Here is a 12,905-nt window from a genome sequence, read left to right on the forward strand (position 1 = left end):
GAAAAGGACTTCATATGTGCACATTGACTCACTTCGCCCAGCCTCACCCACGGCACACAAACGACGTATCGCCCGTGCATCCAAGGGTGCTCCGGCCGCAGGATTTCTTCCCTGAAGAGCGTCTGCTCCCGCGTTTTCAGGTGGTATTGGCCGGCAATGCCTTTTTCCACATCAGGGAAATATCCACCGGCCGTGTCAGAGGTTTCCGCGGCAACCATAACGAAGCCTGCGCCCTTGCCCGCTCACTCGAGGCACGTAGCTGACCATTCATTTGCATAGACGTTTCGTCACACCGGCGACTTATCTCAGCCGCCGGCAGGCAACTACTGCCATACTGCCCGACCAATGAAGCCCGTCCCCAGGGCGGACGGCGTTCAACACAACAATATTTCCAAGGGAAGACTGCTACGTGACGGAATTTGATATCGGTGAATTTTTTATCCGGGGCGAAGCCAGAGAAGTCGACGGCGAATTCCAGGCAGTCATTATCATGCGCGCCAAATCGCCGTTGACCACAGTGTCGTATCACCAGGTCGAAAAGGATCGCTGGTTCAAGACCGCGGATGTTGCAGCCATTGCCGCCCAGGAAGCCGCGAAAGCCCTGAAGCTTGCCGTCGATGAAGGAGCATTGAAAGCCTGATCATCGGATTTGCAGTCTATGCTCATTCCTGCTTTTGAGTATCGCTATCGAACACCTGAAGCGCGGCTCTCTCAGATGCCTCTCAGGTGCAATGAAGCCGAACCTCGGATCTCGCACTCGACGCGAAGGATTATCTGCAAGGAGATGAAGATGGATTCACCCACTCATGACTTGAAAGGCTTGTTCGACCAGCTCGGTCTGGACTCCAGCGAGAAGGCCATCGACGATTTCATTGCCTGTCATTCACCTTTGGCCGACGACAAAAAGCTCATCGATGCCGAGTTCTGGACCCCGCAACAAGCCGGCTTCCTCAAGGAACAACTGCGTGAAGACGCCGATTGGGCGCATGTGGTCGACGACCTGAATCTGCGCATACACCAGATCCACTAGCCTGAGGCTCAATGCAGGCTGTCGGCTATTTCGGCGCTCAATTGCGCCAACCAGGCAGCCCTGCACGCTTGCTCTCAGCGAGGACGTTCCGGTTTGTAACCCAGGCGCAAACCACCCCAATGCCGGCCCTTGAGCATGATCGGCACCGAGAGGTCGTGCATCAGTTCACCGGTGTCGCGGGTGTAGGTTTGCAACAGTACCGCCTGCTGATGGCTGCCACAGCGGATCCCGGTGCGGTCAGAGAACTTGCGCTTGGTACGGTTTTGCAGCGTATCGACCTGTACATCACCGGTCAGCGGCTGGCTGAACACGGTGTTGTGGGTCGGCACATAACCCTGTTGCGTGCAGGCAATAGCGAACACCAAGCCTTCATGACGCGGCAGCAATGGCTCCTGAATCGCCGGTAATACCTGATCGGTGTAGCGATCGAAGCGGGTCTGGTATTTGGCCGGGCTGGTGTTGGGAATCGGCTGGTAGTTGCGATCAAACAGGTCATCGAGGCTGACTCGGCCCTGGTCGATATCCGCCTCAAAGCGCGCCGCAATCTGGCTTGCACCTTCGCGGGCCAGGTCGTAAATCCGCTGGTGATAGTCATCCAGTCCGACTTCAGCGAGGCGTTCGCTGATGGTTTCGGCCTGCCCTTCCATTTGCACCGCCGCCTGGGCCAGGCGCTGGGTTTGCTGGTCACTGATTGCCAGATCGCTGCGCATCTGTTCAATGGCATGGAACAGACTGTCGAGCTGTTCGCGGTTGGTGTCTGCGCCCTGAGCGATTTCTCCAACCTGCCTTTCGACGCCGTCGGTCAGGCGCGCTATGTTTTCCAGGTGCTGCCCCGTGTGCTCGACTTGCGCAACGCCGGTATTCAGATCGCTGGCCAGTTGACGAATTTGCTCCACCACTTGTGCCGTGCGTTGTTGAATATCGGCAACCATCTCCCCGACTTCGCCGGTCGCCGTCGCCGTGCGGGCGGCCAGCCCGCGAACCTCATCGGCCACTACCGCAAACCCGCGACCGTGCTCTCCAGCTCGCGCCGCTTCGATGGCCGCGTTCAGCGCCAGCAGATTAGTCTGGCTGGCGATGGACTGGATCACCAGCGTTACCCGCTGGATATCGTCACTGCGCAGGCTCAAAGCCTCGATCAACTCACGGCTGCTGCTGGCACGCTGACTGAGTTGATGCATGCGCGCAATCGACTCGACCAGTTCCGTGCGCCCTGCCGCACTGCTCTGATGGGCTTCGCTGGCCGCGCTCAAGGCTTCCCGGCTGAGTTTCGATGTAGTGTGTTCGGTGGCGATCATTACTTCGGCGTTGCTGACAATCTGCGCCGCGGCGTCGAGTTGCGATTGCAGTTTGCCCGCCAATTGCTTGACCGAGAAGGCCACGCCGGCGGCCGACAAGGCGTTATGACTGGTGGTATAGGAGAGATCGCGAGTCAACCCGGCGATGGCGCTGGTGCTGTCCGCGGGGGCTGCCTCAGGAAGAGTGCGCGAGCGCAGGCGCGGTAGCCATATAATTAGCACGACCAATGGCAGGCCAAGGTAAAGCGACCAGCCAGCCAATGCCATGCCGCACAGCAAGAGCATCAGGGCGATGCTTTGCAGCATAGGCGTCAGCCAGCGGGCTTTCGGCAACAGCACCGGTGCAGGCTCAGCCCCAACCAGAGATTCATCCCTCGTCATCTTCGTCACCCCACGCGTCTTCTAATTGTTGTGAACGCATTAAACGCCACTACAAAGCCATTATCTATGGTCCATTAGTAGTGGGGGTTGAAGCAGATCAATAGAAGTGTGCGAGATTTTTCGGGCGAACAAAAGCTTCGCGGGCAAGCCTCGCTCCTACAGGTCTTACCCGTAGGAGTGAGGCTTGCCCGCGATGGGGGCGCTACTGAATCAGGCCTGACGCTGGTGCTTGTCGATCTGCTCGTGACGCTCTTGAGCTTCGATGCAGTACTTGGTGGTCGGGCTGATCAGCAGGCGTTTCAGCCCAATGGCCTCGCCGCTGTCGTCGCACCAGCCGAAGCTGTCTTCCTTGATGCGTTCCAGGGCCTGTTCCAACTGAGGCAGCATGCGCTGGTCGCGATCGATCGCGTTCACCAGCCAGGTGCGCTCTTCTTCGACGGAAGCCGCGTCCGCCGGATCGGCCGGGGTGTCCAGGCTCTCGATGGCAATGCGATTCTGCTCGATGCGCTCATGGGTTTCGACTTTCATGTTCTGCAACAGCTCGGAGAAAAAAGCATGTTGCTCGGCATTCATGTAGTCATCCGCCGGCATGGCCAGCAACTTGTCCTTTGTCATTGATATCTCTATAAAAAAACGTGCATTAAGGCGAATTAGGGAGCGATCCGTTGAACCTGAGGCGGTCATTGGAAAGGCGCCGTTTATTCCAAGCGCCACCCGGCACTCAATTTACGAGGGGCGGCAGTCTAAGGCCGACTCGAGGCCTCAGCAACTGAAAAGACAGCGAATCTGTCCGACAAAGCCCTGAAAGTGCTCTATGGCCGGCTTTGAGGTGGTTATCGGAGTGCGTTTATAGCAAGAAATTCAGTCGAGCGGCTGTATATAGAAGACAAACGGCTGCGCCACGCGGGTCAGGCGTGGCGCATTTTCGTGTTTCGTCCGGCTTCAGCGCTTGAGTTTGCGCTTGTTGCGGTACTGGTCGATAACCACTGCCACCACAATGATCAGTCCCTTGATGATGTCTTGAATATAAGCGTCAACACCGACAAAGGTAAAGCCGCTGGCCATGACCCCGAGGATCAACGCACCGATCACGGTGCCAGTGATGCGCCCGACGCCACCGGCCAGGCTGGTGCCGCCGATGACCGCCGCGGCAATCGCGTCCAGTTCATAAGACATGCCCATCCCGGCCTGCCCGGTCGCGGCCCGTGCCGACGCCACCACCCCGGCCAGGCCCGCAAGCAACCCGGCGATGCTGTAGACGATCACCAGATGCCGCTTGACGTTAATCCCGGAGGTACGCGCCGCCTGCATGTTGCCGCCGATGGCGTAGGTGTACTTGCCGTACTTGGTGTAACGCAGGGCGATGTGAAAGATCACCGCCACCACCAGAAAGATGATCACCGGCATCGCGCCGTGTCCAATGGCCGTGTAGGAATCAGAGAGCATGCTCACCGGCTGACCTTCGGTGTAGTAGCGCGCCAGGCCGCGGGCCGAGACCATCATGCCGAGGGTAGCAATGAACGGCGGAATACCGGTGATCGCAATGATGCTGCCGTTGATCGCTCCCGCCAGTAATCCCACCCCAAGCCCGGTGATCACTGGAATCCACACCGGCAAATCCGTCAGGGACGGAAACACCGCCCGGGCAAAGTCCGAGGTCTGGGCCAGGCTGGCGGCAATCATCGCCGACAGCGCCAGCACCGAACCGGAGGACAGGTCGATACCGGTGGTAATGATGACCTGCGTCACCCCGATCGCCAGCAGGCCGATGATCGACACTTGCAGGATCATCAGCACCAGGCGCTGAGAGTTCATCAGGAAGCTCTGGTCCCGCACGATCCAGCCGAACATTTCGAAGACCAGGCCGATGCCGATCAGCACCAGGAAGATACTCAACTCGGTCGGAAGGCGCCGGCGACTCTTGACCGGTGCCACTGCAGGCTTGTTTTCCAGTATCGCGTTCATAACCACTCACCCTTCTTTTGCGTCGCCGACGGCGGCCAGGGCCACCGCTGGCATCCATTAGTGAACCACGGACATGCCCGAGGCCAATTGCATCACCCGTTCCTGGGTCGCTTCGTTGCGGTCGAGGGTGCCCATCAGGTCGCCCTCGTGCATGACCATGACCCGATCGCTCATGCCCAGCACTTCCGGCAGTTCCGAGGAAATCATGATCACCGCCATGCCTTCGCTGGCGAGGTAGGAGATCAGCCGATAGATCTCGGCCTTGGCGCCGACATCGATGCCGCGGGTCGGCTCATCGAGGATCAGGATGCGTGGATTGGTCATCAGCCAGCGCGCCAGCAAGGCCTTCTGCTGATTACCGCCGGACAGTGTGTCGATGCATTGCTCCAGAGACGGCGTTTTCACCCGCAGCTTCGTGCACATGTCTTCACACAGGGCACGCAAGGCTTTCTGCTGGATGAAGCCGCGGCCCGCGTAATGGGGCAATACCGCCATTTCCATGTTCTCCAGCACCGACAGGCACGGGAACAGGCCGCTGAGCTTGCGATCTTCGGTCAACAGCGCGAAGCCCTTCTCGATCGCCATGTGCGGATCGATGATGCGCACCACCTCACCGTCGAGCCGGATTTCGCCACCGTCGCTTGGGGTGATGCCGAAAATCGCTTCGGCGACGTTGGTCCGCCCCGAGCCCATCAACCCGGCGATGCCCAGGATTTCGCCGGCATGCAGGTCGAAGGAGACGTCTTTGAAAATGCCGTCCAGCTTGAGGTCGCGTACCGACAGCAACAGATCACCGATCGGCTTCTCGCGCACCGGGAACAACTGGCTCAGCTCGCGGCCGACCATCATCGAAATCAGGCTGTCGCCGTCCATGCTGTCGGCCCGTTGCAGGCCGATGTAGGCGCCATCGCGGAACACCGCCACTTCATCGGCGATGCTGAACACTTCGTTCATTTTGTGGGTGATGTAGATGATGCCCTTGCCCTGGCTCTTGAGGTCGGCAATGATCGAGAACAAATGCGCGACTTCTTTATCGGTGATGGCCGAGGTCGGCTCGTCCATGATCAGGACGTCGGAGTCATAGGACACAGCCTTGGCGATCTCGACCATCTGCCGTTCGGCGATGCTCAGGTTGCCCACCTGCTCTTCCGGGTCGAGATTGATCCGCAGACGCTCCAGCAGTTTGGCGGTGCAACGGTGCATCTCGCGATGGTCGATCATGTGCAGGCCGTTGAGCTGTTCGCGGCCGATCCAGATGTTCTCGGCGATGCTCATGTGCGGCATCAGGTTGAGTTCCTGGTGGATCATCGCGATCCCGGCCTGGAGCGCAGCCAGCGGTGTTTCGAAGACCACCGGTTTGCCCCGCAGGCGCAACTCGCCGGCGTCCGGCTGGTAGATGCCGGCAATGATTTTCATCAGGGTGGACTTGCCGGCGCCGTTCTCGCCCATCAGCGCCAGCACGGAACCGGGACGCACCCGAAGCTGTACGTCGGACAAGGCCACCACACCGGGAAAACCCTTGCTGACGTTGATGATCTCCAGCAGGTACGGCTCATCGACAGGTGTTGCGGTTGGCTGGACACCCACTAACGGGGTGCTCGAAGCAGTCGCTGAAGCGAACATGATCAGGTACTCCATCAGCAAGGTCGCGTTGCAACCTTGCGTGCTTATTGTTGTTATCGAACGGACGGACTATTTGAACGTGTCGACGTTTTGCAGCGTGATCAAGCGATACGGCACCCACACGGCCGGCTCAACCGGTTCGTTCTTGGCCATTTTCACCGCCGTGTCGATCGAACCGTCCGCCTGACCCTTGGCATCCTGGAACACCGAGACCAGCAGAGAGCCCTTCTTCACCGCGTTCAAACCGTCGGGCGTACCGTCGACACCGGCGATCAGCACACTGCCTTTGGCGACGCCAGCCTGTTGCAGGGCCATTGCCGCGCCAATCGCCATCTCGTCGTTGTTAGAGACCACCGCGTCGAATTTGCGGCCCTGGGTCAGCCAGTCGTTGACCAGGGTCATGCCCTTGTCCCGCGACCAGATGCCGGACTGCTCTTGCTCGATCTTGATGTTCGGGTACTTGGTCAGCACCTCTTTTACGCCCTTGGTGCGGTTGGTGGTGGAGTTGTTGGCCAAATCACCGAGCAGAATCACGATGTCGCCCTTGCCGCCCATTTTTTCGGCCAGGTACTGCATCTGCATCTGGCCGGCTTCCAGATCGTTGGAGGCGACAGTGACCACGCCTTTGGGCAGGTTCAGGTCATCGGGACGACGATTGACGTACACCAGCGGAATACCGGCCTTGACCGCCGCTTCGGTGATTTTTTTGGTGGCGGCGGTATCCACCGGGTTGACCACAATGGCGTCGACCTTCTGACTGATGAAGCTTTCTACCTGGCTCAACTGCCTGACCACGTCGCTGCGGGCGTCTTCGAACTGCAGCTTGACGCCATCGGGATAGGACTTGGCTTTGGTGTCCATGGATTCGCGCAGGTAGGTCAGCCAGGTGTCATCGAACTGCGACATGCTGACGCCGATCTTCATGTCAGCGAGTGCGGCGCCGCTGGCGAACATCAGGGACAAGGCCAGTGAGACGAAACGGATCTTGGTCTTCATGAAAAGTCTTTCTCCACATTCTTGTTGGTTTTATGGATAAGGCGTGACGATTTCAGTGAGTGGGCAAGCGGACAATCGGTGCCCCCGGAATACAGCAGACCTGGGCGCCGTTGCGTTCGACGCAAAGCAAGCGAAAGAAGGAATGGAACGAGACGCGAGGCAGATCGCGAGAGAGGTGCAGCGCGGAACGTAAAGCATGCAGAGCAGAGTTGAAGGTTTTCATCGACGGTACCTGGCTTTTGTTTCTTGTTTTTGGTGCGTCCTTCACTCGTTCAAGGCCTGCTTGAGCGTGATCGGACGTTGATAGTCGGCAACCTGGAAATGACTTTATTGGAAAATAATTTCTATATCAACTCATTTTAGAATTTTATTCTGATTTTATTCCATGACTCTCGAACGGGCTCAGCGCCACCACTTGATGCCGCTCGAAGCTGAGCCGCGCAGCGTCTAGTACGCGGGTGGTCGCCAGTGCATCACGGGCGTCGACCGGCAGTGGGCCACCGCTCTGTAACGCGGTTTGTAGCTGCAAATAGAACTGATTCCAGCAGCCACGCTCGGACGGCACCCGCTCACGCACCTCGCCCTGCTCGAACCACCCCCAGCGCCGGTGCTCTTCGACGCCCCAGCGCTCGCCTTCGGATTTCGGCGTAAGCCCGGCAAGGGTCGACGCCTCTTGCCCATCCAGACCGTCGACGCTGTAGCAGCCCTGGGTGCCGGTCACGCGAAAGCGCGGGCCGGGGGTGTTTTGCAGGCAACTGCCGCCCAAGTGTGAGATCACGCCGTTGGCATGGGTCAGGGACATAAAGAAGCCGTTGTCGAAAACCTGGTCTTTTTCGAGGTAATCCAGTTCGGCGTAAACCTGGGTGACAGGGCCGAACAAGAGCAGCGCCTGATCCACCAGATGGCTGCCCAGATCGCGCAGGAAACCGCCGCCGCTGCCGTTGTTCACCGACTGTGGCCAATAGCGCTCGATCCGCGATTCGAAACGGGTGATCTGGCCCAACGCACCGGACTCGATGAGTTTGCGCACGGTGAGAAAGTCCGAGTCCCAGCGCCGGTTCTGGTAGACGCTCAGTTGCACGCCCTGACGCTCGGCCATGGTAATCAGGGTTTGCGCCTGTTGCGCATCGGCCGCGAATGGCTTGTCGCTGACCACCGCCACACCGTGTTCGATGGCGTCGAGCACCAGCGCCGGGCGACCTTTGAGCGGTGTGGAGATCACCAGCACATCGACCCCGGCTTCGACCAGTTGGCCGATTCTGTCGAAGGCCGGCACGCCGGGATGTTCCGCTGCCAACAATTGCCGGCGCTCGGCGGAACGGGTGACCACGCCCACGAAGGTCGCCGCCGGTAAACTGCTGATCAGCGGAGCATGGAAAAACCGGCCGCCATGGCCGTAACCGACAAGTCCGATACGCATGAAAGTATTCTCCTTATAGAACGCAGCCCCTGTGGGAGCGGGCTTGCCCGCGATAGCGGTCTGACAATCACAGAGATGTTGAATGTGCCGCCGTCATCGCGGGCAAGCCCGCTCCCACAGGTTTTGTGTATGCCGCGGTTATTGACAGAGTTCGCGGGTCACGCGTTCGAGCATCATGCGGTTGGACTCGTCCGGCCGGTCTTCCCAGGCGAATACCGAGACGGTCGCGATGCCATCGAACTTGATCTCGCGCAGGGTGCCAAAAAAAGCTTCCCAGTCGACCTCGCCCTGGCCGATATCCAGATGCTGGTGCACGGTGGCGGTGACGCCCGGCGGGTTGACGATGTAGCGCAAGCCCGAGGAAGCCTTGTGGTTGTAGGTGTCGGCAATGATCAGGTGCGTCAGTTTCGATCCGGCGTACTTGAGCATCGAGGCGATATCACCGACACCGTCGTCATAGAAAAACGTGTGCGGCGCGGCGTAAAGGTAGTTGATCCAGTCACGGTCCAGACCGCGGATGATGTCCACCGACTCGTTGTTGCGCTCGCAGAAATCATAAGGGTGGGCCTGGATATCGAGCTTGATGCCTTCGCGTTCGAACTCGGGGATCAGTTCGTCCATGGAGCGCATGAACTGGTTTTCGCACACCAGCGGATTGTCCGACTGGCCAGTGAACTCGGTGTTGACCAGTTCGCAGTCCATCTCCACGGCAATCTGGATCGCGCGCTTCCAGTTACGCACCGCGGCCACGCGCAAACCTTCGTCGGCGGCGGCCCAGTGGTACATCGGTAATAAAGAAGAGAGTTTGACCCCGGTGTCGCTCAGGGCTTTGCGAAATTCCTTGATCCGCGCCTTGTCGACCCGCGGGGCTTTGTAGAACGGCAGGAAATCTTCCCGAGGCGACAGCTCGATGTGTTCGTAACCGAGCTCGGCAACCTTGTCGACCATCTTGCCCAGGGACAGGCTGCGGTACATGTAGGGGTCTAGTGCGATGCGCATGTTTTTTTGTTCTCCTTAACCAAGATCTCAGCCTTGTCCCCCTGTGGGAGCGAGCCTGCTCGCGATGACGCCAGCACATCCAACATCAATGTGACTGTCAAATCGCAATCGCGAGCAGGCTCGCTCCCACAGGGGATTTGTGGTTAGCCGTAGAAGCGTGGGCGGTCTGGCAGGCCGACTTTGACGATCTGGCCGCTGTTTTGTGCTTCGATGCACGCATCCGCCGCCACCGCTGCCGCGTAACCATCCCATGCCGACGGCCCGCCGACCTGCCCGGCCCGTACGCCATCGATGAACGCCTGCAACTCGACGTCATACGCGGCGATGAACCGGTCCTTCCAGTCCATCAGAATCGCATTGGACAGCTTCGCCCCGCTGCGCAATTGAACCTGCGACGGTTCCGGCAGTTTGGCGATGCCGGTCTCCCCCACCACTTCGCACTGGATGTCGTAGCCGTACTGGCAGTTGACGAACACTTCCACGTCGATGCGCGTGCCCTTGGCGGTTTCCAGCAGCACGATCTGCGGGTCTTTCAAATGGGCGTGGGCCTTGCTGGTCTTGCGCGGGAACACCACTTGTACCGACACGTAATCGTCGTCGAGCAACCAGCGCAACACGTCCAGTTCATGGATCAGCGTGTCGGTGATCGCCATGTCGGTCTTGTAGTTTTCACCCACGGTCGGGTTGCGATGCGCGCAATGCAGCATCAACGGCTCGCCGATCTGGCCACTGTCGATCACTGCCTTCAACGCCCGGTAACCTTCATCGTATGGGCGCATGAAACCAACCTGCACCAGACGCTTGCCATGGGCCACTTCGGCCTCGACGATCTTGCGACAGCCTTCGGCGGTGACCGCCAGCGGCTTTTCGCAGAACACCGGTTTGCCGGCGGCAATCGCCGCCAGCACGAACTCTTCGTGGCTCGGGCCCCAGGAGGTCACGAGGATCGCCTCGACTTCGGGTGCCTTGATCAGCGCATGGCCGTCGGGATAGACCTCGGCAGTCAGCTTCAGATCGGAAACGACCTTGGCCGCTTGCTGCAAATTGATGTCGGTGACCGCGACGACCTGGCTGTTGAGCAAGGTCTGGCTGCAACGACGGATGTGATCCTGGCCGATGGCCCCGGTGCCGATGACGCCAATGCGCAACGAATTAGAAAGCAAAGACATGTAAACACTCCTGTTTGTTCGTTTCAGGGCAATCAGTACTGACGGGCCTTGGCCAGTCGTTCGTTCAGGGTCTTGGCCACCGCATCGGTGCGGGCGCTGCTGGAGACTTGCGCCACGCCGACCCGCCACCACGACAGGTATTTGTGAATCATGGTTTTGGGCAGGACCTTGATATCGATCAGCGTCGACACCGTCTGCAACCGCGCATCCGCCAACGCAGATTGCAACTCTTCAACGGTGTTCACTTTGTAAGTCTTGCAGCCGTAAGCCGCCGCGCTCATGGCGAAATCCACCGGTACGAAACCACCATCGAGCTTGCCGGTTTCAGGATTGCGGAAACGGAACTCGGTGCCGAAGCTGTCCATGCCGTGTTCCATTTGCAGGTTGTTGATGCAACCGAAGGTCATGTTGTCCAGCAGCACCACGTTGATCTTGCGCCGCTCCTGGATCGAGGTCGCCAGTTCCGAGTGCAACATCATGTAGGAGCCGTCGCCCACCAGCGCATAGACCTCACGCTCAGGCTCGGCGAGCTTCACGCCCAGTGCAGCGTTCACCTCATACCCCATGCAGGAATAGCCGTACTCGACGTGGTAGGTGTTCACGCCCTTGCTGCGCCAGCTGCGTTGCAAGTCGCCGGGCAGGCTGCCAGCGGCGGCGACGATCACTGCATCATCGGCCAGGGTGTCGTTGAGCACGCCGAGCACCCGGCTCTGGGTCAGGCAGGAACCGGTCAGCTCGATGAATTCGCGCAGCACCGCCGAGTCCATGTGGTCGTTGATTTCCGGGACGAAGTCCTGAGTCTGGTATTCGACCTGATAGATGCGGTCCACTTCTTCGTCCAGTTGCGACTTGGCCTGTCTGGTTTGATCGCCCCAGCTGGAGCGATAGTCCCCCAACACATCAGCCAACGCCTGCAAACCGGTTTTGGCGTCCGCCAGCAGCTGCACGCCGTCGAGTTTCAGGGCGTCGCAGGGGCTGATATTGAGGTTGAGAAATTGCACCTGCGGGTGTTTGAACAAGGATTTCGAGGCGGTGGTGAAATCGCTGTAGCGCGTGCCGACGCCGATGATCAAATCAGCATCCTTGGCCAACAGGTTCGCCGCCAGGCAACCGGTTTCGCCGATCCCGCCGACGTTCAGCGGATGGCTGGACACCACCGCGCTCTTGCCGGCCTGGGTTTCGGCGAAGGGAATCTCGAAGCGCTCGGCAAAGGCCTGCAATGCGGCGTTGGCGCCGGAGTATTTGACCCCGCCGCCACAGATGATCAGCGGTTTACGCTTGCCTTTGAACAGCGCCAGTGCATCACCGAGCATCGCTTCGGTGGCCGGACGGCGCTCGATGCGGTGCACGCGTTTTTGCAGGAAGTAATCGGGGTAGTCGTAAGCCTCGGCCTGCACGTCTTGCGGCAAGGCCAGGGTCACGGCGCCGGTTTCGGCGGGATCGGTGAGCACGCGCATGGCGTGGATCGCCGCGGTCATCAGTTGCTCGGGACGGTTGATGCGGTCCCAGTATTTGCTCACGGCCTTGAAGGCATCGTTGGTGCTGATGCTCAGGTCGTGGAACTGCTCGATCTGTTGCAGAACCGGGTCCGGTTGGCGGCAGGCGTAGACGTCACCGGGCAACAGCAGCAAGGGAATACGGTTGGCGGTGGCCGTCGCGGCAGCGGTCAGCATGTTCGCCGCGCCCGGGCCCACCGATGAAGAGCAGGCGTAGATCTTGCGCCTCAGGTGTTGCTTGGCGAAACCGATGGCGGCGTGGGCCATGCCTTGCTCGTTGCGCCCCTGATGGACGATCAGGTCGCCGCTGTCCTGTTCCAGGGCCTGCCCCAGACCCAGCACATTACCGTGGCCGAAAATGGTAAAGATCCCGGCGACGAATTTGCTCTGAACCCCATCGACCTCGATGTACTGATTATCGAGGAATTTCACCAGGGCCTGGGCCATGGTCAGTCTTGTTGTGGTCATGCTTGCACCTTTTTGTGAATGCAAATCCGATCAATGTGGGAGCGGCGGTGCGGCGATCCG

12 protein-coding genes are annotated in these 12,905 nt (G+C 59.5%); 3 read left to right on the top strand and 9 right to left on the bottom strand.

The window, feature by feature from the left end; translation table 11 throughout:
* Window positions 1-14 precede the first annotated feature (14 nt).
* The 3 genes from ACA044_RS18390 to ACA044_RS18400 all read left to right on the top strand — a co-directional run bounded on the left by ACA044_RS18390 (window position 15) and on the right by ACA044_RS18400 (window position 1,030).
* Window positions 15-263 carry a hypothetical protein gene (locus tag ACA044_RS18390; RefSeq protein ID WP_497447258.1) on the top strand — a complete coding sequence of 83 codons (249 nt, stop codon included), beginning with the start codon at window positions 15-17 and terminating at the stop codon, window positions 261-263.
* Between the two features lie 146 nt (window positions 264-409).
* Window positions 410-640 (top strand): hypothetical protein, encoded by a 231-nt coding sequence (locus ACA044_RS18395; protein ID WP_497442668.1) that lies wholly within the window; start codon window positions 410-412, stop codon window positions 638-640.
* A 150-nt stretch (window positions 641-790) separates the two neighbouring features.
* Window positions 791-1,030, top strand: coding sequence for a DUF2789 domain-containing protein (locus ACA044_RS18400; RefSeq protein WP_497442669.1), 240 nt, complete (start codon window positions 791-793; stop codon window positions 1,028-1,030).
* Window positions 1,031-1,104: 74 nt separating this feature from the next.
* On the opposite strand, the gene ACA044_RS18405 is transcribed toward ACA044_RS18400, so the two are convergent.
* The 9 genes from ACA044_RS18405 to iolD form a co-directional block, all read right to left on the bottom strand.
* Window positions 1,105-2,709, bottom strand: a complete 1,605-nt coding sequence (locus ACA044_RS18405) for a methyl-accepting chemotaxis protein (RefSeq protein ID WP_497442670.1) — start codon at window positions 2,707-2,709, stop codon at window positions 1,105-1,107.
* A 210-nt stretch (window positions 2,710-2,919) separates the two neighbouring features.
* The gene (locus ACA044_RS18410) at window positions 2,920-3,324 is read right to left on the bottom strand and encodes a TraR/DksA family transcriptional regulator (RefSeq protein WP_007907888.1); all 405 of its coding nucleotides are present in this window, start codon (window positions 3,322-3,324) and stop codon (window positions 2,920-2,922) included.
* Window positions 3,325-3,651: 327 nt separating this feature from the next.
* Window positions 3,652-4,674: an ABC transporter permease gene (locus ACA044_RS18415; RefSeq protein WP_497442671.1), complete on the bottom strand. Its 1,023-nt coding sequence runs from the start codon at window positions 4,672-4,674 to the stop codon at window positions 3,652-3,654.
* Between the two features lie 57 nt (window positions 4,675-4,731).
* Window positions 4,732-6,297, bottom strand: coding sequence for a sugar ABC transporter ATP-binding protein (locus ACA044_RS18420; protein WP_497442672.1), 1,566 nt, complete (start codon window positions 6,295-6,297; stop codon window positions 4,732-4,734).
* A 69-nt stretch (window positions 6,298-6,366) separates the two neighbouring features.
* Window positions 6,367-7,293, bottom strand: a complete 927-nt coding sequence (locus ACA044_RS18425) for a sugar ABC transporter substrate-binding protein (RefSeq protein ID WP_497442673.1) — start codon at window positions 7,291-7,293, stop codon at window positions 6,367-6,369.
* 367 nt (window positions 7,294-7,660) lie between these two features.
* A complete protein-coding gene (locus ACA044_RS18430) occupies window positions 7,661-8,713 on the bottom strand; it encodes a Gfo/Idh/MocA family protein (protein ID WP_497442674.1) in 1,053 nt (350 codons plus the stop codon).
* Window positions 8,714-8,851: 138 nt separating this feature from the next.
* Entirely contained in the window at window positions 8,852-9,712 is an 861-nt protein-coding gene (locus tag ACA044_RS18435) for a sugar phosphate isomerase/epimerase family protein (protein ID WP_497442675.1), read from the bottom strand.
* 143 nt (window positions 9,713-9,855) lie between these two features.
* A complete protein-coding gene (gene iolG / locus ACA044_RS18440) occupies window positions 9,856-10,881 on the bottom strand; it encodes a bifunctional inositol 2-dehydrogenase/D-chiro-inositol 1-dehydrogenase (protein WP_201060774.1) in 1,026 nt (341 codons plus the stop codon).
* A 32-nt stretch (window positions 10,882-10,913) separates the two neighbouring features.
* Window positions 10,914-12,845: a 3D-(3,5/4)-trihydroxycyclohexane-1,2-dione acylhydrolase (decyclizing) gene (iolD, locus tag ACA044_RS18445; protein ID WP_497442676.1), complete on the bottom strand. Its 1,932-nt coding sequence runs from the start codon at window positions 12,843-12,845 to the stop codon at window positions 10,914-10,916.
* Window positions 12,846-12,905 lie beyond the last annotated feature (60 nt).

Source organism: Pseudomonas sp. LBUM1673, from assembly GCF_059695645.1.